Source organism: Cypionkella sp., from assembly GCF_028290025.1.
Taxonomy (GTDB): Bacteria; Pseudomonadota; Alphaproteobacteria; order Rhodobacterales; family Rhodobacteraceae; genus Cypionkella.
Genome location: NZ_JAQGKQ010000117.1, coordinates 1 through 20,323, shown reverse-complemented (window position 1 = coordinate 20,323; position 20,323 = coordinate 1). Strand labels below are relative to the sequence as shown.

At 56.5% G+C, this 20,323-nt stretch carries 36 protein-coding genes and 1 pseudogene; 3 read left to right on the top strand and 34 right to left on the bottom strand.

The window, feature by feature from the left end:
• From JWS10_RS21130 to rplO, 10 genes are all read right to left on the bottom strand, one after another.
• The coding region (locus JWS10_RS21130) for an AAA family ATPase (protein WP_299509918.1) at window positions 1-632 on the bottom strand (632 nt) is incomplete at its 3' end.
• Between the two features lie 221 nt (window positions 633-853).
• The gene (locus JWS10_RS21125) at window positions 854-1,450 is read right to left on the bottom strand and encodes an acyl-homoserine-lactone synthase (RefSeq protein ID WP_299480846.1); all 597 of its coding nucleotides are present in this window, start codon (window positions 1,448-1,450) and stop codon (window positions 854-856) included.
• 52 nt (window positions 1,451-1,502) lie between these two features.
• A complete protein-coding gene (locus JWS10_RS21120; RefSeq protein WP_299480844.1) occupies window positions 1,503-2,114 on the bottom strand; it encodes an autoinducer binding domain-containing protein in 612 nt (203 codons plus the stop codon).
• 255 nt (window positions 2,115-2,369) lie between these two features.
• Complete coding sequence (gene rplQ, locus JWS10_RS21115; protein ID WP_299480841.1) at window positions 2,370-2,789, bottom strand: 50S ribosomal protein L17; 420 nt, start codon at window positions 2,787-2,789, stop codon at window positions 2,370-2,372.
• Window positions 2,790-2,926: 137 nt separating this feature from the next.
• A complete protein-coding gene (locus JWS10_RS21110) occupies window positions 2,927-3,943 on the bottom strand; it encodes a DNA-directed RNA polymerase subunit alpha (RefSeq protein ID WP_299480838.1) in 1,017 nt (338 codons plus the stop codon).
• A 114-nt stretch (window positions 3,944-4,057) separates the two neighbouring features.
• Complete coding sequence (rpsK, locus tag JWS10_RS21105; RefSeq protein ID WP_054006341.1) at window positions 4,058-4,453, bottom strand: 30S ribosomal protein S11; 396 nt, start codon at window positions 4,451-4,453, stop codon at window positions 4,058-4,060.
• A 15-nt stretch (window positions 4,454-4,468) separates the two neighbouring features.
• The gene (gene rpsM / locus JWS10_RS21100) at window positions 4,469-4,837 is read right to left on the bottom strand and encodes a 30S ribosomal protein S13 (RefSeq protein ID WP_299480831.1); all 369 of its coding nucleotides are present in this window, start codon (window positions 4,835-4,837) and stop codon (window positions 4,469-4,471) included.
• A 183-nt stretch (window positions 4,838-5,020) separates the two neighbouring features.
• A complete protein-coding gene (locus tag JWS10_RS21095; RefSeq protein ID WP_299480828.1) occupies window positions 5,021-5,605 on the bottom strand; it encodes an adenylate kinase in 585 nt (194 codons plus the stop codon).
• Window positions 5,606-5,668: 63 nt separating this feature from the next.
• A complete protein-coding gene (gene secY / locus JWS10_RS21090; RefSeq protein WP_299480825.1) occupies window positions 5,669-7,030 on the bottom strand; it encodes a preprotein translocase subunit SecY in 1,362 nt (453 codons plus the stop codon).
• Window positions 7,031-7,146: 116 nt separating this feature from the next.
• The gene (rplO, locus tag JWS10_RS21085; RefSeq protein ID WP_299480822.1) at window positions 7,147-7,641 is read right to left on the bottom strand and encodes a 50S ribosomal protein L15; all 495 of its coding nucleotides are present in this window, start codon (window positions 7,639-7,641) and stop codon (window positions 7,147-7,149) included.
• A gap of 345 nt (window positions 7,642-7,986) precedes the next feature.
• Between rplO and JWS10_RS21080 the strand changes: the two genes are divergently transcribed.
• Window positions 7,987-8,490 (top strand): hypothetical protein, encoded by a 504-nt coding sequence (locus JWS10_RS21080; RefSeq protein WP_299509915.1) that lies wholly within the window; start codon window positions 7,987-7,989, stop codon window positions 8,488-8,490.
• An 86-nt stretch (window positions 8,491-8,576) separates the two neighbouring features.
• On the opposite strand, the gene JWS10_RS21075 is transcribed toward JWS10_RS21080, so the two are convergent.
• The 13 genes from JWS10_RS21075 to JWS10_RS21015 all read right to left on the bottom strand — a co-directional run bounded on the left by JWS10_RS21075 (window position 8,577) and on the right by JWS10_RS21015 (window position 13,756).
• The gene (locus JWS10_RS21075) at window positions 8,577-8,900 is read right to left on the bottom strand and encodes a hypothetical protein (protein ID WP_299509913.1); all 324 of its coding nucleotides are present in this window, start codon (window positions 8,898-8,900) and stop codon (window positions 8,577-8,579) included.
• Between the two features lie 148 nt (window positions 8,901-9,048).
• On the bottom strand, window positions 9,049-9,237 hold the full coding sequence (gene rpmD, locus JWS10_RS21070) for a 50S ribosomal protein L30 (protein WP_299480910.1): 189 nt from the start codon (window positions 9,235-9,237) through the stop codon (window positions 9,049-9,051).
• A gap of 14 nt (window positions 9,238-9,251) precedes the next feature.
• Window positions 9,252-9,827, bottom strand: coding sequence for a 30S ribosomal protein S5 (gene rpsE, locus JWS10_RS21065; protein ID WP_299480816.1), 576 nt, complete (start codon window positions 9,825-9,827; stop codon window positions 9,252-9,254).
• An 11-nt stretch (window positions 9,828-9,838) separates the two neighbouring features.
• A complete protein-coding gene (rplR, locus tag JWS10_RS21060) occupies window positions 9,839-10,198 on the bottom strand; it encodes a 50S ribosomal protein L18 (RefSeq protein ID WP_299480813.1) in 360 nt (119 codons plus the stop codon).
• Between the two features lie 11 nt (window positions 10,199-10,209).
• Window positions 10,210-10,743: a 50S ribosomal protein L6 gene (gene rplF, locus JWS10_RS21055; RefSeq protein ID WP_299480810.1), complete on the bottom strand. Its 534-nt coding sequence runs from the start codon at window positions 10,741-10,743 to the stop codon at window positions 10,210-10,212.
• Window positions 10,744-10,753: 10 nt separating this feature from the next.
• Window positions 10,754-11,152 (bottom strand): 30S ribosomal protein S8, encoded by a 399-nt coding sequence (gene rpsH, locus JWS10_RS21050; RefSeq protein ID WP_299480808.1) that lies wholly within the window; start codon window positions 11,150-11,152, stop codon window positions 10,754-10,756.
• 12 nt (window positions 11,153-11,164) lie between these two features.
• Complete coding sequence (gene rpsN / locus JWS10_RS21045; protein ID WP_284326654.1) at window positions 11,165-11,470, bottom strand: 30S ribosomal protein S14; 306 nt, start codon at window positions 11,468-11,470, stop codon at window positions 11,165-11,167.
• Window positions 11,471-11,489: 19 nt separating this feature from the next.
• The gene (gene rplE, locus JWS10_RS21040; RefSeq protein ID WP_299480804.1) at window positions 11,490-12,050 is read right to left on the bottom strand and encodes a 50S ribosomal protein L5; all 561 of its coding nucleotides are present in this window, start codon (window positions 12,048-12,050) and stop codon (window positions 11,490-11,492) included.
• Window positions 12,050-12,355: a 50S ribosomal protein L24 gene (rplX, locus tag JWS10_RS21035; RefSeq protein ID WP_299480802.1), complete on the bottom strand. Its 306-nt coding sequence runs from the start codon at window positions 12,353-12,355 to the stop codon at window positions 12,050-12,052. Before rplX ends, rplE begins: the two co-directional genes overlap by 1 nt.
• The gene (rplN, locus tag JWS10_RS21030) at window positions 12,355-12,723 is read right to left on the bottom strand and encodes a 50S ribosomal protein L14 (protein ID WP_013066055.1); all 369 of its coding nucleotides are present in this window, start codon (window positions 12,721-12,723) and stop codon (window positions 12,355-12,357) included. The genes rplX and rplN overlap by 1 nt, the downstream gene beginning before the upstream one ends.
• A gap of 69 nt (window positions 12,724-12,792) precedes the next feature.
• A complete protein-coding gene (gene rpsQ / locus JWS10_RS21025) occupies window positions 12,793-13,026 on the bottom strand; it encodes a 30S ribosomal protein S17 (RefSeq protein ID WP_054006326.1) in 234 nt (77 codons plus the stop codon).
• Window positions 13,027-13,038: 12 nt separating this feature from the next.
• The gene (gene rpmC / locus JWS10_RS21020; protein ID WP_299480763.1) at window positions 13,039-13,242 is read right to left on the bottom strand and encodes a 50S ribosomal protein L29; all 204 of its coding nucleotides are present in this window, start codon (window positions 13,240-13,242) and stop codon (window positions 13,039-13,041) included.
• 226 nt (window positions 13,243-13,468) lie between these two features.
• Entirely contained in the window at window positions 13,469-13,756 is a 288-nt protein-coding gene (locus tag JWS10_RS21015) for a hypothetical protein (RefSeq protein ID WP_299509911.1), read from the bottom strand.
• Window positions 13,757-13,913: 157 nt separating this feature from the next.
• On the opposite strand from JWS10_RS21015, the gene JWS10_RS21010 reads away from it, so the two are divergent.
• Both JWS10_RS21010 and JWS10_RS21005 read left to right on the top strand, forming a co-directional pair.
• Entirely contained in the window at window positions 13,914-14,153 is a 240-nt protein-coding gene (locus tag JWS10_RS21010) for a type II toxin-antitoxin system ParD family antitoxin (RefSeq protein WP_299509909.1), read from the top strand.
• Window positions 14,153-14,470, top strand: coding sequence for a type II toxin-antitoxin system RelE/ParE family toxin (locus tag JWS10_RS21005; protein ID WP_299509908.1), 318 nt, complete (start codon window positions 14,153-14,155; stop codon window positions 14,468-14,470). Before JWS10_RS21010 ends, JWS10_RS21005 begins: the two co-directional genes overlap by 1 nt.
• A 31-nt stretch (window positions 14,471-14,501) precedes the next feature.
• On the opposite strand, the gene JWS10_RS21000 is transcribed toward JWS10_RS21005, so the two are convergent.
• The 11 genes and pseudogenes from JWS10_RS21000 to tuf all read right to left on the bottom strand — a co-directional run.
• Window positions 14,502-15,089 (bottom strand): YdeI family protein, encoded by a 588-nt coding sequence (locus tag JWS10_RS21000; RefSeq protein WP_299509905.1) that lies wholly within the window; start codon window positions 15,087-15,089, stop codon window positions 14,502-14,504.
• 164 nt (window positions 15,090-15,253) lie between these two features.
• Window positions 15,254-15,667 (bottom strand): 50S ribosomal protein L16, encoded by a 414-nt coding sequence (rplP, locus tag JWS10_RS20995; RefSeq protein WP_054006322.1) that lies wholly within the window; start codon window positions 15,665-15,667, stop codon window positions 15,254-15,256.
• Window positions 15,668-15,679: 12 nt separating this feature from the next.
• On the bottom strand, window positions 15,680-16,396 hold the full coding sequence (gene rpsC, locus JWS10_RS20990; RefSeq protein ID WP_299509903.1) for a 30S ribosomal protein S3: 717 nt from the start codon (window positions 16,394-16,396) through the stop codon (window positions 15,680-15,682).
• A complete protein-coding gene (rplV, locus tag JWS10_RS20985; protein WP_054006320.1) occupies window positions 16,396-16,776 on the bottom strand; it encodes a 50S ribosomal protein L22 in 381 nt (126 codons plus the stop codon). The genes rpsC and rplV overlap by 1 nt, the downstream gene beginning before the upstream one ends.
• 3 nt (window positions 16,777-16,779) lie before the next feature.
• Window positions 16,780-17,058 carry a 30S ribosomal protein S19 gene (gene rpsS / locus JWS10_RS20980; protein WP_299509900.1) on the bottom strand — a complete coding sequence of 93 codons (279 nt, stop codon included), beginning with the start codon at window positions 17,056-17,058 and terminating at the stop codon, window positions 16,780-16,782.
• A gap of 3 nt (window positions 17,059-17,061) precedes the next feature.
• Entirely contained in the window at window positions 17,062-17,898 is an 837-nt protein-coding gene (gene rplB, locus JWS10_RS20975; RefSeq protein WP_299509898.1) for a 50S ribosomal protein L2, read from the bottom strand.
• A 163-nt stretch (window positions 17,899-18,061) separates the two neighbouring features.
• Window positions 18,062-18,358 (bottom strand): 50S ribosomal protein L23, encoded by a 297-nt coding sequence (locus tag JWS10_RS20970; protein ID WP_054006317.1) that lies wholly within the window; start codon window positions 18,356-18,358, stop codon window positions 18,062-18,064.
• Window positions 18,355-18,975 (bottom strand): 50S ribosomal protein L4, encoded by a 621-nt coding sequence (gene rplD / locus JWS10_RS20965; protein WP_299509890.1) that lies wholly within the window; start codon window positions 18,973-18,975, stop codon window positions 18,355-18,357. The genes JWS10_RS20970 and rplD overlap by 4 nt, the downstream gene beginning before the upstream one ends.
• Window positions 18,972-19,700, bottom strand: a complete 729-nt coding sequence (gene rplC / locus JWS10_RS20960) for a 50S ribosomal protein L3 (protein ID WP_299509887.1) — start codon at window positions 19,698-19,700, stop codon at window positions 18,972-18,974. The genes rplD and rplC overlap by 4 nt, the downstream gene beginning before the upstream one ends.
• 14 nt (window positions 19,701-19,714) lie before the next feature.
• Entirely contained in the window at window positions 19,715-20,023 is a 309-nt protein-coding gene (rpsJ, locus tag JWS10_RS20955; protein WP_054006329.1) for a 30S ribosomal protein S10, read from the bottom strand.
• Between the two features lie 176 nt (window positions 20,024-20,199).
• Window positions 20,200-20,323, bottom strand: a pseudogene (tuf, locus tag JWS10_RS20950) (elongation factor Tu); the annotation flags it as partial.

Genomic DNA, 20,323 nt, shown 5'->3' with positions numbered 1-20,323 from the left:
TTAAGCAAAGCGCGGCCATCGCCGTCGGCCATCTCGATGATTGCCTCTCGGGCATCGCCAGTCAGGGGAAGCGCGCGGTTGAGTTCTTTCTCGGCGCGTTGGGCGAGAAGTTCGAGGTCTATCAGGTTGAGGCGTTCCAGGATGATGACTTGCGCGCGGGATAAGAGAGCGGCGTTCAATTCAAAGCTGGGGTTTTCGGTGGTGGCACCGACCAGCAGGATAGTGCCGTCTTCCATGTAGGGTAGGAAGCCATCTTGCTGGGCTTTGTTGAAGCGATGGATTTCATCAACAAACAGCAGCGTGCCTTGGCCGTTTTGGCGGCGAATTTTGGCGGATTCGAACATTTTGCGCAGGTCCGGCACACCAGTGAAGATTGCCGAGATTTGCACGAAGTTGAGGTCGGACTCGTGCGCGAGAAGCCGGGCGATGGTAGTTTTGCCAACGCCGGGCGGACCCCATAAGATCAGCGACGACAGGCTATGCGACGCCAGCATCGCGCCCAGCGGGCCATCGGGGCCGAGCACATGGCCCTGACCGATAACCTCGGACAAATTGCGCGGCCGTAAACGGTCAGCCAAGGGGCGCGGCGCCTCGGGCATTGGTTTTCCGGGAGTGTCGAAAAGATCTGACATTGCTTTAGTTTACGCGGCAATGTGGGGCGGGGGAAGGCGGATTGCGCCCTCCCCTGCCTTCTGATTGCGGTCAACTGAGCATCTGCGACCCTGCTCCCCTTGGGCCACATAAACTCAGTCAGAGCGGGTCTGGGGTTTATCTTGAACCAATCCGGCCGAAGAATTGGTGCGTCGCTTTGATCGGATTGCGCCCGACCAGCGAAGATAAACCCGAGCCGCTTTTAGTGCTTGGTCATGCTGAAATCCATCTCGACCACTTGGTTATCAATGGCGTCGATTTCCATCACTGGCCCCATCGCCTTCATCTTCACGCCAACACGGTCAGCCCAACGCGGCCAAGTTGCGGCCAGCAGGGTCAGGCAGTGCGTCGCCCCCAAGCCGCGCACGGTGTCGCCGAGTTGCTGGATCAACTGGGCATGAACGCGGCGGCGAATCGACGACGGCACGTCATGGGCGACGAACAAACGGCTCGATTCCCAGATGTGATCGCCCACGGGGGCCTCATCTGTCAGCAGGTTGGCCGGGATAGTATCCAGCAAACCACGCTGCGCATCGCGGATCATGTAAGTATAAATGCCGCATTTCGTCGTTGTTGGAGTTAAGCGATTGCCTGCCATAACTCTGCCATTATCGTCATGCACAACAACCCAACGGCTGGCTGGGGTATCATACTGGTCATATTCCATGCCCAAAGCTTCGGGCAGATCCCACTTGTTGTGGACGATGAACAATTCACGCCGCGCGCGCAGCATGTTCGCGAATAATTCTCCATGATTGTGGAGGTTTGCAAATGAAAGTGTGGTTGTGGTGGTGAGCATTTTAGTCTCCGTTATGTTCAGATGGCAGTCGGAACATCGCGGAAGGGGTTATTCAGATCAGTCGGTAATCCTTTGCACGTTGAATGGCTTCGGCCGTGGTGCGGGCCATCAGGCGTATTCTTGCTGATGTCACGCGGGCCTTCAGCGCGCTTTCTGAAATTCCGAGTTTCGCCGCAGCGGCAGTAAACCGGTCCCCCCCAGCGATACAGCGCAGAGCCTCTATCTGAGCTTTGGTAAGCTCTTCTGGCGGCTCTGTGACGTCATGCAGCCGATGCACAATGGTTGCGATGGCTGCAATTTCATGGTCCTCAAACTCCCGGTCAGAGCGGGCAAATGAGGCGATGGATCGGGATTTGACCGGGCCACACGCAACGGTGGCGCCAAAGTTCAGGCCGTATTTTGCGGCTTCATTGAACAGGCCAAATGGGTCTGGCAAGCCGCTATCGCTCCACCGAATTGTGCCAGTGGCGCTAAAGCCCCAAGCCACCATCGGATCGCGCAGAACGTAGCCTTTTTCGGTGTAGTAATCGAGCCATTGCTGATCATAGGTCTGGAATGTGAACAGCGGCGCAGTGAAACGAATATGAAGCCCGACGAAGTAACCCGCCGGGGCCATAAGGGATAACTGATGTAACTCGACGTCTATACCTAGCTTAACGGACATGTTTTTCGATCATCTTGATTCTTTTACAACTTTAGGCAGTCCGGGCCGTGCGTGCTATAGCCGAATCCGTCCGCGCTTTGCAGTTAACCACCAAATCGAAAAATAGCTTCAAAAAGTACGTAAAGGTTGCAGGTTACCCACGGTTATCATGGTTAACGTTGCGTTATTGATAGTTAACGCCAAGTTAACGAGGGTTCGGAAGCGAAAAAAACCCGCCAACTGGGGCGGGTTTTCTAATCCTATGTCGCGTGGAGCTTAAGACTCGAAGGCGTCTTCAGCAGCGGTGCGGGCGTGGTCGGCTGCACCTTTCGCGCTCGGATCACGGTCAACAAACTCGATGATCGCCATCGGAGCCATGTCGCCATACCGGAAACCGGCTTTCAGCACGCGGACGTAACCGCCTTGACGGTCTTGGTAGCGTGGGCCGAGAATCTCGAACAGGCGCGCGGTGTGGATGTCTTGTTTCAGCTGCGAATGCGCTTGACGGCGGGCGTGCAGATCGCCGCGTTTGGCCAGAGTGATCAGCTTTTCGATGATCGGGCGCAGTTCTTTGGCTTTCGGCAGGGTGGTTTTGATCTGCTCGTGCTCGATCAGCGAACCGGCCATGTTGGCGAACATCGCTTTGCGGTGTTCATGGGTGCGGTTTAGTTTGCGGTAACCATTGGCGTGACGCATCGGAATCTCCTAGACGCTATGTTATACTTTGTCCGGCAAGACCTACGATTGGTCCCGCTCACCTTGGGGCTTGCGCCCATTTATTCCCTGCTATTGCAGGCATTGGTAACTGGGCGAGGTTACCCTCGCCCTTATTCTTAGAACTGATCTTCGAAACGCTTGGCCAGATCTTCGATGTTTTCTGGCGGCCAGTCTTCGACTTCCATGCCCAGATGCAGACCCATACCCGACAATACTTCCTTGATCTCGTTCAAAGATTTGCGGCCGAAGTTCGGGGTGCGCAGCATTTCTGCTTCGGTTTTCTGGATCAGATCGCCAATATAAACGATGTTGTCGTTTTTCAGGCAGTTTGCCGAACGCACCGACAATTCCAACTCGTCCACTTTCTTCAGCAGCAGCGGGTTGAACTCTAGCCCCGCATCTTCGATGCCTTTGCCAGCAGCTTCCGGCTCGTCGAAGTTGACGAACACGGCGAGCTGGTCTTGCAGAATACGCGCGGCATAAGCCACGGCGTCTTCTGGGGTCAGCGAGCCATCGGTTTCGATACGCATCGTCAGACGGTCATAATCGAGCACCTGACCTTCGCGGGTCGGGGTGACTTCATATGAGACTTTTTTCACCGGCGAATAGATCGCGTCGATCGGGATCAGGCCGATTGGCGCATCTTCCGGGCGGTTTTTGTCAGCGGCGACGTAGCCTTTGCCGGTGTTCACGGTCAATTCCATGAACACATCAGCGCCGTCATCAAGGTGGCAGATGACGTGGTCTTTGTTCAACACTTCGATGCCGTTGGTTTCCGAGATGTCGCCAGCAGTGACGACGCCCGGGCCTTTGGCAGAGATCGACAGCCGTTTCGGGCCTTCGACTTCCATCTTCAGCGAAACGCCTTTCAGGTTCAGCACGATGTCGGTGACATCTTCGCGCACGCCAGCAACGCTGGAGAACTCGTGCAGAACGTTATCGATTTGCACGGACGTGATAGCGCCACCTTGCAGCGACGACATCAGCACGCGACGCAGCGCGTTGCCCAAAGTCAGACCAAAGCCACGCTCCAGCGGTTCAGCGATGACGGTGGCGGTGCGTTGCGCATCAGCCCCCGGCTTCACAACCAGCTGCGTTGGTTTAATCAGTTCGAGCCAATTTTTGTGGATCATGTGGTCGCCTCCATACTTGTCTTCTGCTCATGTCCTAAGCAGAGGACGCCCGAGGTTCAGAAATGCAGAAATCGGGCCGTGCAGACATCGCACGACCCGACCAATAGAATTGCCTTAAACGCGACGGCGTTTGGGCGGACGGCAGCCGTTGTGGGCCAACGGGGTGACGTCACGGATCGAAGTGACGTTCAGGCCAACAGCTGCCAAAGCGCGCAGAGCAGACTCGCGGCCCGAACCCGGACCTTGCACTTCGACTTCAACAGTCTTCATGCCATGCTCTTGCGCTTTACGGCCTGCATCTTCTGCTGCCATTTGCGCTGCGTAAGGTGTGGATTTCCGCGAGCCTTTGAAGCCCATGGTGCCCGAGGACGACCAGGAAATCGCGTTGCCCTGAACGTCGGAGATCAGGATTTTGGTGTTGTTGAACGAAGAGTTCACATGAACCACGCCAGCGGCGATGTTCTTGCGTTCTTTTTTCTTCGTGCGGGATGCTTTGGTATCGCGTGCCATATCTAAACGCCCCTCTTATTTCTTCTTGCCAGCAATGGCCTTAGCGGGGCCTTTGCGGGTGCGAGCGTTGGTATGGGTGCGCTGACCGCGGACCGGCAGGCCCTTACGATGACGCAGGCCACGATAGCAGCCGAGGTCCATCAGACGCTTGATGTTCATCGAGGTCTCGCGGCGCAGATCGCCTTCAACCGTGACGTTAGCGTCGATGAATTCGCGGATTTGCAGCACTTCGGCGTCCGAAAGCTGATTTACGCGACGTGCGCGGTCGATGCCGACAGATGCGCAGATTTGCTCTGCGATATGCGGGCCAACGCCGGTGATATAGGTGAGCGCGATGGGAACCCGTTTCGCGGTCGGGATGTTAACGCCAGCAATACGTGCCAAACGTGTATTCCTTCATGGTTGCGGTTCCGTAGTGCCAGAACCTTTTTTCACAACACCGCCTTGGGTCGAAACCGAGGGCGATTCGAATCCTTAACAAATAAGGAATCCCGCAAGCGATTCCGCTGCGGGACGCCGTGCTTTATGGGCTTTTGAACATATCGTCAAGGGCAGCGGGCGACCTAATTACGCTTTGTCAAGAACTTTGGCAATCTCGGCGGCGACAGTGTCCATATCCGCCATGCCGTCAATCTGGCGCAAATCTTTTTTCGCCCAGTAATAGCCGATCAACGGCGCGGTGTTCTTGTAGAACTCACGCAGGCGCAGCTCAAACACTTCTGGCGTGTCATCACGGCGGACAGGCTGACCCTTGGCCATCATCTCCTCTGCGCGGCGCACGATGCGGCCCATCAGGGCTGCATCATCAACCACCAGCTCGATCACCGCATCAAGGCTTTGGCCGTGGCTCGCCAGTAGATCGGCCAAGGCGTCGGCCTGCGGCAGCGTGCGGGGGAAGCCGTCAAAGATGAAGCCCCCTGCGGCAGGGTGCGATAGCTTCTCTGCGATCAAACCGATCACGATGTCATCGGTGACGAGCTGGCCCTTATCCATCACCTCGGCGACCCGCTTGCCCATTTCGGTGCCAGAGGTTTTAGCCTCACGCAGCATGTCACCGGTGGACAGCTGCACCATGGCGCGTTCATCGACCAAGCGCTTGGCTTGGGTGCCTTTACCGGCACCGGGCGGGCCGAGGAGGATGATATTTGCCATAGTTAGCCTTTCTGTCAAAGAAAAGGCCCGGCGGGTTACGCCGGGCCTAAAGTCATAGCCCGTTCAACGCCGCGCGGGCGGACGGTTTGCCGTGCTGCGCTTTTTACCACGCAACTGCGATTTCTCAATCAAGCCTTCATACTGATGCGCAAGCAAATGCGACTGAATCTGGTTGATCGTATCCATCGTCACCGACACCACGATCAGCACCGAAGTGCCGCCGAAGTAGAACGGAATTGACAACTGGCTGATCAAAATCTCGGGCAGCAGGCAGACAAGCGCAAGATAGGCAGACCCCAGCACCAGGATGCGGTTGACGACGTAATCGAGATATTCCTCGGTCTTTTTGCCGGGGCGGATGCCGGGAATAAAGCCGTTCTGGTTCTTCAGGTTATCCGCGACTTCGTCGGTCTTGAACGAGACGTTGGCGGTGTAGAAATACGCGAAGAACACAATCATGCCGATGAAGAATGCCAGATACAGCGGTTGTCCATGGCCGAAATACGCGAGGATCGTTGACATGATCGGACCAGTGTTGGCACCCGAGAACGTCGCAATCGTGGTTGGCAGCAGCAGCAGGGACGAGGCGAAGATCGCCGGGATAACGCCCGCCGGGTTCACCTTGATCGGCAAATGCGACGAGCCGCCATCGTAGACCTTCATGCCAACCTGACGGCGCGGATACTGGATGTGGATCTTGCGCAAGGCCCTCTCCATGAACACCACGAAGGCGATCACGGCGACAACCATCACCAGCACACCCAAGATCACCGGGGTCGAGATCGCACCCGAGCGGCCTTGGCTGAAGAATTGCGCCAGCGCATGTGGGATTTCGGCGACGATGCCGGTGAAGATGATCAGCGAGGTGCCGTTGCCGATGCCGCGCGCGGTGATCTGCTCACCCAGCCACATCAGGAACATCGTGCCAGCCACCAGCGTCACCACGCAGGAAATCACGAAATACAGGCCGGGAGAATGGGCCAAACCGCCCGCTTCAATCGACTTCGCGATGCCGAACCCTTGCAGAATGGCCAGACCAACAGTGCCGTAGCGCGTCCACTGGTTCATCTTCTTGCGGCCGGCGTCGCCTTCTTTCTTCATCTGCTCCAGCGCCGGGATCATCGAGGCCAGAAGCTGAATGATGATCGAGGCCGAAATGTAGGGCATGATCCCCAAGGCAAAGATGCCCATGCGCTTGATCGCACCACCGGTGAACATCGACAGCATACCGCCGATGCCCTGCCCCGCATTGTCCATGAAATTGCGCAACTGAGTGCCGTCAATGCCCGGAACCGGCACATAGGTGCCAAGCCGGTACACCATCAGCAAACCAACGGTGAAGAAAATCCGGCTACGGAGATCCGTCGCCTTGCCAAGCGTACCCCAGCTGAGGTTCGCGGCCATCTGTTCGGCAGCTGAAGCCATGCCCAGTTCTTTCTGCGTAAACCCGATATGGGAAGCGCCGCCAAACCGTTTCCGGTCGGCGGCGCGGGAAACTTGAAGCTATGTAAGCCGTCTGACGACAGCTCACAAGGCGTTAGTTATGCTTTGCGGACGGCTTTGGTGAAAGCGGGCAGGGTTGGTGCCACCGTCAGAGTGCCGCCAGCGGCTGCAACAGCTTCGACAGCCGCAGCAGAAGCGCCCGTCACGTTCAGTTTGACCGCAGTGGTGATCGAACCTTTGTTCAGGATGCGGATGCCGTCACGCTTATGACCGGTGAGGCCCGCGTCAACCAGCATATCCTCGGTGATCTCAGCTTGCGCGTCGAGTTTGCCGAGGCCGATGAATTTCTCGATCAGGCCAAGGTTGATCACCGCAAAGCGATCTTGGTTCGGCTTGTTGAAGCCGCGCTTTGGCAAACGGCGATACAGTGGCATCTGGCCGCCTTCGTAGCCGCCAATAGCGACACCCGAACGCGATTTCTGACCCTTAATACCACGGCCACCCATTTTACCCGAGCCCGAACCCGGACCACGTGACACGCGCTTTTGCTTTTTGGTTGCACCGGGATTGTCGTGCAGTTCATTCAATTTCATGTCGCATACTCCTATGCCGGAAAGCTTCTCCCTGCGACGGGGAGGGCAACGCGGCTGTTATTGATTCTTATGCCGATAGGTGGGGCATTGCGGGCGTATAGAGGGGATGGGGGCAAAGAGCAATTAGCTTTTGCTGGCATTAGCGTCGCGGATTTGACGCCAGCTATTTCTGTAAATGTTTCACCCGATGCGGGAAGATAAAGCCAAGACCCGTGCAGCTTCAAGCTTCCATCGGACTAGGTCCACTGATTGCTGGGCGAACTCGGCACCAGAGCATTGCTGCACCCAACTAGACTCCCGCCGCAAATCCTGCGTATCTGCGGTTTGTTTTGCACGGGGGCTGTCATGGCGGTGGATACCAATTATCGGGCGGGGATTAAGCTGCTGTTCAAGAATGAATGGGGCAGCTTGGTCGCGACTTTTGCGCGGTTTGAATATGCGCTGAAGCTGGCGGGGTATTTGAAATATGAAAAGCCCGGCACCTCGGCCGAGGCTGGCTGGGCCGGGTTTGCGGGCGATCTGGGTGACGGATTTCTGGCGCATTGCCGGGGATTGCCAGAGGTTGAGGTGCTGTTCAACGCGCCGCCTCGGCTGATGAAGGTCGATATGGATCGGGCGGTGTCTTGGAAGAAGGCGCGGGCGGTGAATTCGGTTTCGGATTTCTTTTTGGTGATCCAAGACGTGCGGGGCAGTCTGTTCCACGGCGATACCCGCGTGCATGGCGAGCGGGATGGCGAGCGGATTGAGGCGGCTCAGGTGGTGCTGGATGAGGCTTGGGGTCGGGCCTTGCAGGATAAGGGTAACGCTCGGCTGGTGCGGTTTTGTGAGGCGTTTCGGTTTACGCAGTAGGTTTAGGGAGCAACTGCAGGCGTGGTCATCCGTCCCAAACACGCCCTACCTTTCGGCAGGGCGTTTGTGCTTAATGCCAGTAATTGCTACTTTACCACATCATAAGTGACCAATTTACCCCGAGTGGCAAACATCAGAACCGCCAGCAGGACGGTTCCGAGGAACCACAAAAACCACCCAGTCACAGCAACAATGCCACCGCCAATAGCAGCGCCAGTTTTGCAAGCAGAGGCATTCAGAGCATCAGCATTTTGGGTTACACAGTCAGAGCTCACGTCGCCAACCGTATTTAGGTTCGCCACCACAAAAGCAACCATCGCGGCCTGAAATAGCCAGAACACTATCTGCCATACACGGCCAAAAAATCCACGCTGATGCTTAGTAACTTGAGTTTTAACTAATTTAGCCATCTTGCCCCTCATGATTTCTATAAAATCAACACTTTGATGCCGATACCGCTACGGTCCCGCAACTTAAATATCTAAAAATACTAACTGCAAATAGCAAAACGCCCCACCTTTCGGCGGGGCGTTTTTGATTAACCCGAAGGTGCAGCTATCAGCCGCGCTCTTCGATGATCGTTACAAGATGCGAGATCTTGTTGACCATGCCGCGGATGGAAGGTGTGTCTTCCAGCTCGCGGGTGCGGTTCATTTTGTTCAGGCCGAGACCTTTCAGGGTCGCGGTCTGTTTGGCGGGGCGGCGGGCAGCCGAAGCTACCTGCTTAACCACGATGGTTTTCTTCACGGTGTCGGTCATGTTCAAGCCTCCACTACTTCAGCGGCGGGCTTGTTCAGGATCTCTGCCACTTTCTTGCCACGGCGTGCCGCGACTTGACGTGGAGAGGTCTCGGACTTCAGCCCGTCGATGGTGGCGCGGATCATGTTGTAGGGGTTTTGCGAGCCGATGGACTTTGCCACCACATCTTGCAGGCCCAACATTTCGAACACAGCGCGCATCGGACCACCGGCGATGATGCCAGTACCGGCAACAGCCGTCCGCATCACCACTTTACCGGCGCCATGACGGCCTTCCATGTCGTGGTGCAGGGTGCGGGCGTCTTTCAGCGGCACGCGAATAAGCTGGCGTTTTGCCTGCTCGGTCGCCTTGCGGATCGCTTCCGGAACTTCCTTAGCCTTGCCCTTGCCGAAGCCGACACGGCCTTTTTGATCGCCGACTACCACAAGTGCTGCAAAGCCAAAGCGTTTGCCGCCCTTAACGGTTTTCGACACCCGGTTGATCGCGACCAGACGGTCGGCGAACTCAGGGGTTTCTTCCGGCCGGTTATCGCGGCCATTGCCACCACGATTGTCCCGACGGTTATCACGTTCTGCCATTTTTCAACTCCTCAGAACTGCAATCCACCTTCACGGGCAGCCTCGGCCAAAGCCTTGATCTTACCGTGAAAGAGGAAACCGCCGCGGTCGAAGTAGCACACTTCAACACCGGCCTTTTTGGCCCGCTCGGCGATTGCCGAACCGATTTTCGTCGCTGCTTCGACGTTGTTCTTGCCGATAACCCCGAATTCCTTCTCCAGCGTGGAGGCGGAGGCGATGGTCACGCCTTTTACATCGTCGATCAGCTGCACGCTGATGTTTTTGTTCGAGCGGTGAACCGACAGGCGCAGGCGCCCATGCGATGTCGCTTTGATTTTGTTCCGAACGCGCTGACGGCGTTTGAGGAACAGGTCTCTCTTGGTGTTTGCCATGATTGTGTCCCTTACTTCTTCTTGCCTTCTTTGCGGAACACGAACTCGCCCTTATAGCGGATGCCTTTGCCCTTGTAGGGCTCGGGCTTACGCCATTCGCGGATGTTCGCAGCGACCTGACCAACGAGCTGTTGGTCAATGCCTTCCACAATGATTTCGGTGTTCTTCGGCGAGGTCACGGTGACCCCGGCTGGAACGGCGAAGTTGACTTCATGGCTGTAGCCAAGCGACAGTTTCAGAACATTGCCAGCCATCGCAGCGCGGTAACCAACGCCTTGAATCTCTAGCTCTTTCTTGAAACCAGCGGTGACGCCAGTGACGAGGTTTTCAACCATCGACCGAACCATGCCCCACTGCTGACGCGCGCGCTTCGAAGTGCCACGTGGGGTCACTTTGATGCTGCCTTCGTCGATCGTGAGCGTCACGTCGTCGGTTGCGGTGAAGCTGCGGGTGCCTTTCGGACCCTTCACTTCGATGGTTTGACCTGACACAGACGCCGAGACGCCATTGGTCAGTTCTACGGGTTTTTTGCCGATACGAGACATGCCACCCTCCTCAGAACACGGTGCAAAGCACTTCGCCGCCAACATTGGCTGCGCGCGCATTTGCATCTGACATCACGCCTTTTGGCGTGGACACGATGGAGATACCGAGACCGTTACGCACGGTCGGAATTTCCTTAACCGACATATATACCCGACGGCCAGGCTTGGACACGCGCTTAACTTCGCGGATCACAGCAACGCCTTCAAAGTATTTCAGGCTGATTACCAGCTCGCCTTGACCGTTGTCGGTCTTGGCGCGCTCGAAACCGCGGATGTAGCCTTCGCTTACGAGCACGTCCAGAACCCAGGCGCGCAGTTTCGAGGCAGGGGTCGACACGGTCGATTTGCCACGCATTTGCGCGTTACGGATACGGGTAAGCATGTCGCCGATAGGATCGTTCATCATCATTTGGCGACCTCCTTACCAGCTCGACTTGACCATGCCGGGGATCTGGCCGAACGAGGCGAGATCACGCAGCATGATGCGCGAGAGTTTGAGCTTGCGATAATACGCATGCGGACGGCCGGTCAGTTGGCAACGATTGTGCAAACGGACAGCCGACGAGTTGCGGGGCAGCTCGGCCAGTTTGATGGTCGCTTTGAAGCGCTCATCCACCGGTTTCGCTTGGTCGTTGATCACCGCTTTCAGTGCTGCGCGCTTGGAAGCATGTTGCTTCACCAGCTTCTCGCGCTTCACTTCGCGGTTCACCATGGATTTTTTTGCCATTGTCAGGTTCCTCGCGCGATCAAGAAGTGAAGGGCATGTTGAATTGCTTCAACAGTGCCTTCGCTTCTGCATCGGTTTTAGCGGTGGTGCAGATGATGATATCCATGCCGAGCACTTCATCGACTTTGTCGAATTCGATTTCGGGGAACACGAGTTGCTCTTTCAAGCCCATGGCGTAGTTGCCACGGCCATCGAACGAGGTCGGCTTCAAGCCGCGGAAGTCGCGAACCCGAGGCAGAGCAATGGTGATCAGACGGTCGAGGAATTCGAACATCCGGTCGCCGCGCAGGGTCACTTTACAGCCAAGCGGCATTTCTTCACGCACACGGAAACCAGCAATGCTGTTTTTCGCATGGGTGATGACTGCCTTCTGACCGGCGATGAGAGTCATCTCTTCGGCGGCTTTCTTGACCTTCTTGGTGTCCTTGACGGCTTCACCAACGCCCATGTTCAGAACGATCTTGTCCAGACGGGGCAGTTGCATCGCGTTCTTGTAGCCGAACTCTTCCATAAGCGCCGCGCAGATGCGGTCCTTATAGTCAGCTTTCAGACGCGGGGTGTAGGTGGCTTGGTCGAGCATCAGATCGCCTCCCCAGTTGTCTTAGCGAAGCGAACCTTCTTGTCGCCTTCCATACGGAAGCCGACGCGGGTTGCTTTGCCTTTGCTGTCCAGCAGGGCCAAGTTCGACAGGTCGATAGGCATCGCTTTCGAGATGCGGCCGCCTTGCGAGGTTTGGCTTTGCTTGGTGTGACGGATCGCCATGTTGGCACCATCGACGATGGCCTTGTTGGCAGTCGGGTTCACGGACGAAATCTCGCCCTTGTTGCCCTTGTCTTTGCCAGTCAGGATGACGACGGTATCGCCCTTTTTAAGCTTCGCAGCCATCAGAGCACCTCCGGAGCCAGCGAGATGATTTTCATGAAGTTCTTCGCGCGAAGCTCACGCACCACTGGCCCGAAGATACGCGTGCCGACTGGTTCACCCTGATTGTTCAGGATGACAGCAGCGTTGCGGTCAAAACGAATTGCGGTGCCGTCTTCACGGCGAACTTCTTTGGCGGTGCGAACAACAACGGCTTTACGCACGTCGCCTTTTTTCACACGGCCTTTCGGAATTGCTTCCTTGACCGACACCACGATGATGTCGCCCACGGATGCATAGCGGCGATGCGAGCCGCCCAGAACCTTGATGCACTGAACTCGGCGAGCGCCCGAGTTATCAGCAACATCCAGATTGGTCTGCATCTGGATCATTTGGTTTCTCCCGACCTTTGGGCATCATTGCCCAGGGTTTCGTATTCAGAAAAAGACGAAGGTTGGCGCTTATGCAGCGACAACCACCGTCCAGCGTTTGGTCTTCGAGATCGGCGCACATTCTTCAATGCGGACTGAATCCCCGGTCTTGTAGGTGTTGTTCTCGTCGTGCGCGCGATATTTCTTCGACTTACGAATGGTCTTGTGAAACAACGGGTGCTTGAAGCGGCGTTCCACCAAAACGGTGATGGTTTGCTCGTTCTTGTCCGAGGTTACGACGCCTTGCAGGATACGTTTCGGCATGGTGTCTACTCCTCAGTTCGCAGCCGCGGTTGCGGCTTTCTGGTTCAGCACGGTCATAATACGTGCCACTTCGCGGCGAACAGCGCGCATACGCGAGGTGTTTTCCAGCTGGTTGGTCGCTGCTTGGAAGCGCAGGTTGAACGCTTCTTTCTTGAGTGCCACAAGGCTCTCACGCAGCTGCTCGGGCGATTTGCCCAATAGTTCCTTGGCGGTCATGCGCCTGTTCCTTTTTCAATCACCAGAGCGCCCCTACCTTGCGGCAAGGTCACGCTGAACCCGGTGGATCAATGTAAAACCACCGATTCCGAGTCGCCTCGGAGCCGTGGATGGGGTCGTATAGGTGATGGGGGGGGATTGGGCAAGGGGGATTGTACACATTCAAAACTCAAGGACAATCAAACGCACCTGACGCTCGGGAGTGCCGGACTTCGGGAATCGTGCTTTATTGTTCGGGCGTGTCGAATGTCTGTTTGACACCTTTTGAAGCAAGGTAGCCGAGCTTCAAGGAGGCTATCGCCGCTGTGACGCTCAAGACCGCAGATACGATGCCAGCGCAGATAAAGCCGGTGCCACGAGTAGCGTAAATTATGTAGTTGTAGGCGTCACCTCCCACCACCTTCTGAGAATAGGAATTGTCGTACATAATGTTTAAACCATAGATGGCCAAACCAGCCCCAATCAAGGCAAACAAGACCGCGATTAAAGTGAATATCTCTGAACTTTGTTGCAATTTAGCGTTCCTTTACAATAATTTAGACTGACTAAACCGAGCGAAAGCCAAAAAGTAAATCCCTAAACGCTTGCGAGCCTTCGCAGGCGAACCCAACGATGCATATTGAGTTGCCCTCATGTCAGTATCTGATACAATTTGCCATAGGAGGCCCATCATGCCCAATGTTCACCTAACCAAACCGATGCAAGAATACGCTGAGGCGCAAATTCGTTCGGGGGCTTATGCCAACCTGAGCGAAGTGGTGCGGGCGGGGATGCGGGCGATTATGGAGAAGGACGGCGCTCGGGCGTTTTATGCGTTGAAGGCCGAGTTGGAGGCTGCGGCGGAGGAAGTGGAGCGCGGCGAGTATGTTGACTTCGACCCGCGCGTCTTCGAGCCTGACGCGTTCCGCTGATGACGATCCGGCTCTCGCGCAGAGCCTTGTTAGATATCGAGGATATCCGCGCGTATACTATAGACAGATGGGCGGCCGGGCAGTGGTTACGCTATTTCGCTGGGCTTGCTGCGGCGATGGAGCGGATTGCTGAAGACCCCAACTGTGGTCGTCCGCGCGATCTGATGCTTATGGGCATGAGGTCAATGCCGCATGAAAAGCATGTCATATTCTTTTTGCCCGCGAAAACTGGCGTGGGCAGTGCGGCCATTCTGAGGATCGTCCATCAGCGACGGAACTTGGCGGCGCTGCTGTACTATGAAAACTTGGATGGATAAGCCGAAAGTTCAGCTACATTCGGCAAACCCCTCACCGATCATGCATCCCCTTCCCTGCCAAAATCCGTGCGCGGTGTTTCTCGATGCGGGCTTCGCGGGTTTTCGCCTGTTTGGGTTCGGAGAAAATCAGCAGGTAGCCCCTGCGGCGGCCGGGGGTGAGGGCTTCGAAGGCGGTGGCTAGGTCGGGGTCGGCTTCGAGGGCGGCGATCAGTTCTTCGGGATAGTCGAGGTCGTCTTTCGGCAGATCGACCTTCAGGCCGGCTTCCGCGTTCGCCATCGCTTCATGCAGCAGGCCAAGGACAGCGTGGGTTTTGGCGGCGATGTCGGCGAGATCGGTGAAGCGCAGCATCATGCTGGAGCGGGAGTTTTTACCCGGCAATTCCAGCAGGTTATGCGGGTCTTTCAACAGGACGCCTTTGAAGAAGCCCAGCACGCAGCCGGATTTCATTTCCCACAGGATGGCGATGTTATGGCCCTGCCATGTGTAGCAGGGCGAGCCCCATTTGAGTTGCTCGGTCAATGGGGTGGATTTCAGGATGGCGCGGACGGCGGCGACTTCGGCGGGCCAGAGTTTGGCTTCGGCGAATACGGTTTCGATGTCGGTGTCGTTGCTGCGCATGGGGTGGGCCTCCCTTGGTTTAGGGTAGCGCAGACTGTGACGGGTTCAAAATGGAAAAGCCCCGCCGGTGAGGGCGGGGCTTTATTCTGAACCGGGTGACGGCCCGCGAGTTTCAAGGGAAACTCGCTACACCGCACTGGTTTTTTGCCCGAAGGCAAAAAACCTTACCAATCTTCGCGTGCTACTACCCGGGTGGTGACCGGAAGTTTCATCGCGCCCAAACGCAGAGCTTCACGGGCGATGATCTCGGACACGCCGTCGATCTCGAACATGATGCGGCCGGGTTTGACCTTGGCTGCCCAATAGTCGGTCGAGCCTTTGCCTTTACCCATCCGAACTTCGGTAGGCTTGGACGAGACTGGGACATCCGGGAAAATCCGGATCCAGACGCGGCCCTGACGTTTCATGTGGCGGGTGATCGCGCGGCGGGCCGCTTCGATCTGACGGGCCGTCACACGCTCTGGCTCGGTGGCTTTCAGCGCAAAGGAGCCGAAGTTCAGCAGGAAGCCGCCCTTCGCTTCGCCGTGGATACGGCCTTTGTGCTGCTTGCGGAACTTAGTCCGTTTTGGTTGCAACATCTGAGTTCTCCCTTACGCGCGTTCGCGGTCGCGGCGAGGCGAACGCGGTGCTGCACCTTCTTGCGCTTCGGCAAGACGGCGATCATGGGCTTGCGGATCATGCTCAAGGATTTCGCCTTTGAAGATCCAGACCTTCACCCCGATGATGCCATAGGCAGTCGTGGCTTCGGACAGAGCATAGTCGATGTCAGCGCGCAGGGTGTGCAACGGCACACGGCCTTCACGATACCATTCGGTCCGCGCAATCTCAGCGCCGCCGAGACGGCCGCCGACGTTCACACGGATGCCCAAGGCACCCATACGCATCGCGTTTTGAACGCCGCGCTTCATGGCACGACGGAAAGAAACCCGGCGTTCCATTTGCTGTGCGATCGATTCCGCAACGAGCTGAGCGTCAACTTCAGGCTTGCGCACTTCGACGATGTTCAAGTGAACGTCCGACTTGGTGAATGCCGCCAGTTTCTTGCGCAGAGTTTCGATATCGGCGCCTTTTTTGCCGATGATCACGCCCGGACGTGCTGTGTGAATGGTCACACGGCACTTTTTGTGCGGACGCTCAATGATCACGCGGCTGATGCCGGCTTGTTTGCACTCTTCATGCACATACGCGCGCATTTTGAGATCTTCAAGCAGCAGGTTGCCGTAGTCTTTCGATTCAGCGAACCAGCGGCTGTCCCAGGTGCGGTTGACCTGAAGACGCATGCCGATCGGATTGACCTTCTGACCCATTATGCAGACTCCCCGACTTGACGCACAATGATCGTCAGCTCGCTGAACGGTTTCATGATTTTGCCGAAACGACCACGCGCACGCGGGCGGCCACGTTTCATCACCAGGTTTTTGCCGACCCAGGATTCAGCCACGATCAAGCTATCGACGTCGAGATTGTGGTTGTTTTCTGCGTTGGCGATTGCCGATTGCAGGCACTTTTTCACGTCACCAGCGATGCGGCGCTTCGAGAAAGTCAGATCGGCCAGAGCCTTTTCAACTTTCTTGCCGCGGATCAGGCCAGCTACGAGATTCAGTTTTTGCGGCGAGGTACGCAGCATACGGCTGATCGCCATCGCTTCGTTTTCCGCCACGCGACGGGGGTTCTTTTCCGTGCTCATGGCTTATTTCCTCTTGGCTTTTTTGTCGGCCGAGTGGCCATAATAGGTCCGGGTTGGCGAATATTCACCAAACTTCTGACCAATCATCTCTTCGGTCACATTCACCGGGATGTGCTTTTTGCCGTTATAAACAGCAAAGGTCAGCCCAACGAATTGCGGCAGAATAGTAGAGCGACGCGACCAGATCTTGATCACTTCGTTCTTGCCCGAGGCTTTCGCGGTTTCTGCTTTTTTCAAAACATAACCGTCGACGAACGGGCCCTTCCAAATAGAACGTGACATGGATTAGCGCCCTTTCTTCGCGTTACGCGACCGGACAATCAACTTGTCCGAAGCCTTGGCCTTACGGGTCTTGTTACCCTTGGTGCCTTTGCCCCACGGCGTCACTGGGTGACGGCCGCCCGAGGTCCGACCTTCACCACCACCATGAGGGTGGTCGATCGGGTTCATTGCAACACCGCGCACGGTCGGGCGAACGCCCTTGTGACGCATACGGCCTGCTTTACCGAAGTTTTGGTTCGAGTTGTCGGGGTTGGATACAGCGCCAATGGTGGCCATGCATTCCTGACGCACCAGACGCAGCTCGCCCGAAGACAAACGGATCTGCGCGTAACCACCGTCACGACCGACGAACTGAGCGTAAGTGCCAGCAGCGCGTGCCAACTGGCCGCCCTTGCCTGCTTTAAGCTCGACGTTGTGGATGATCGTACCGATTGGCATACCCGAGAACGGCATCGCGTTGCCCGGCTTCACGTCGGTCTTAGCGCCAGCGATAACGCTGTCGCCAATCGCCAAACGCTGTGGAGCCAAGATATACGACAGCTCGCCGTCCGCATAACGGATCAGAGCGATAAAGGCGGTACGGTTCGGATCGTATTCAATCCGCTCAACGACCGCTGCAATATCAAATTTTGTGCGCCTGAAATCGACCACACGGTAGAGACGCTTGGCGCCCCCGCCCTTGTGCCACATCGTGATACGTCCGGTGTTGTTCCGGCCACCTGTTTTGGTCAAACCCTCAGTAAGGGATTTGACCGGGCGGCCTTTCCACAATTCCGAACGGTCGATCAGAACCAACCCGCGTTGGCCAGGCGTCGTCGGCTTATACGACTTAAGTGCCATGCTTTCTGTCTTCCGTCAGCTAGTGGGTCTGACATTGCAGACCCGAGGTTATAGGGCTCCGTAGATCCCCGAGATTAGGTTGCGTTGGTTGGACCAAATCAACCCGAGTATTGTAAAACTCCACGGCCCCGGAGAACCGGGGCCGTGGGATTCGCTGCCAATATCAGAGGCCCGTGGAAACGTCGATAGAGTTTCCGGCTTCTAGTGTGACATAGGCTTTCTTCTTGTCGCTACGCTCACCCGCGCGGCCACGGAACTTCTTGGCCTTGCCTTTGGTGATCGTGGTGTTGACTGCTTTCACCTTCACAGAGAAGATGTTTTCAATCGCTTCTTTGATCTGCGGCTTGGTCGCATCCATCGACACCTGAAAAACAAACGCGTTGTTTTCCTGAGCCATAGTGGCTTTTTCGGTGATCACTGGCTTTTTGATCAGGTCGTAGTGTTGGGGTTTAATGCTCATTTCAAACGAGCCTCCAATGCTTCGATACCTGCTTTGGTGATCACTAAGGTGTCACGTTTCAGGATATCATAGACGTTTGCGCCCATGGTTGGCAGCACGTCGATGCCTTCGATGTTGCGAGCAGCCAGCGCGAAATTCGCGTCAACGCTTGCGCCGTCGATGATCAGAACGCGTTTCCAGCCGAGTTCCTGGACGTGTTTTGCGAGGATCGAGGTTTTGGCTTCGGCCATAGTCGCCATATCCAAAATCACCAACTCGCCTGCTTTAGCCTTAGCCGACAAAGCGTGACGCAGACCCAGAGCGCGGAATTTCTTCGGCAGATCATGGGCGTGCGAACGCGGTTGCGGGCCTTTGACAACGCCACCGTGACGGAAGATCGGAGCTTTCTTGGAACCGTGACGTGCGCCGCCGGTGCCTTTTTGCTTGTAGATCTTCTTGGTCGAGTAGGACACTTCGGCGCGGGTCAGCGTCGAGTGGGTGCCTGCTTGCATTCGGGCGCGCTGCCAACGGACGACACGGTGCAGAACGTCTGCGCGCGGGTCGAGGCCGAACAGAGCTTCGTCGAGGTCGATGGTGCCAGCTTTGCCGCCATCAAGTGTGATTACGTCAAGTTTCATGCTTCACCCCCTTCAACTGCCACTTCGACAGCCGGAGCAGTGGTTTGCGCCGCCATACGGATCGCCGCAGGCAAAGGCAGACCAGCCGGAGCCGCTTTCTTCACTGCGTCTTTGATGGTGACCCAGCCGCCCTTGGTGCCGGGAACTGCGCCTTTGATCATCAGCAAGCCACGCTCGGCATCCGTGCGGATGACTTGCAGGTTCTGGGTGGTGCAGCGCACAGCGCCCATGTGACCAGCCATTTTCTTGCCTTTGAAGACTTTACCCGGATCTTGGCACTGGCCCGTAGAGCCGTGCGACCGGTGCGAAACCGACACACCGTGGGAAGCCCGAAGACCACCGAAGTTGTGACGCTTCATAGCACCCTGGAAGCCTTTACCGTTGGTCGTGCCAGCGATGTCAACGAACTGACCTGCAAGGTAGTGGTCAGCGGTAATTTCCGCGCCCACTTCGATCAGGTTAGCCGGCGACACGCGGAACTCGGCGATCTTACGCTTTGGCTCTACATGAGCCTTGGCGAAGTGGCCGCGCATAGCAGCCGTCGTGCGCTTGGCTTTCGCCAGACCAGCACCAAGCTGAACAGCGGTGTAGCCATCGCGGTCAACGGTGCGTTGTGCCACAACTTGCAGGTTGTCGAGTTGCAGAACGGTCACCGGAACTTGGGTGCCGTTCTCAAGGAACAGCCGGGTCATGCCCAGCTTTTTAGCGATAACGCCTGAACGCATGTTATCTATCCCCCTTAAACTTTGATCTCGACGTCCACGCCAGCGGCGAGGTCGAGCTTCATCAGCGCGTCAACGGTCTGGGGGGTCGGATCAACGATGTCGAGAAGACGCTTGTGCGTGCGGATTTCCCACTGGTCGCGCGACTTTTTGTCGATGTGCGGACCACGGAGAACCGTGAATTTCTCAATTTTGTTCGGCAGCGGAATCGGCCCGCGCACAGTGGCGCCGGTGCGTTTCGCGGTGCTAACGATTTCCGCTGTGCTGGCATCCAGTACGCGATAATCGAAGGCTTTCAACCGAATACGGATGGTTTGACCTTGCATGTGTTCTTCCTTCTGAACGTAGACGGAGCAGTGGCCCGGTCCATAGGTTCACGTTACTTTGGGTAGGCTGGTGAGTTTGGGCAGTGTTCTTAAAGTCAGCGGCGCACCTCGAAAGATGCGCCGCTGTGGTCCCTTATAGTGCGCGGTCCCCGTTGAAAAGGGGATTCGCGTGCTATTTACTTCAGGATTTTCGACACCACGCCAGCGCCGACGGTGCGGCCGCCTTCACGGATGGCGAAGCGCAGTTTTTCTTCCATGGCGATCGGCGCGATCAAGGTCACGTCGAACTTCAGGTTGTCG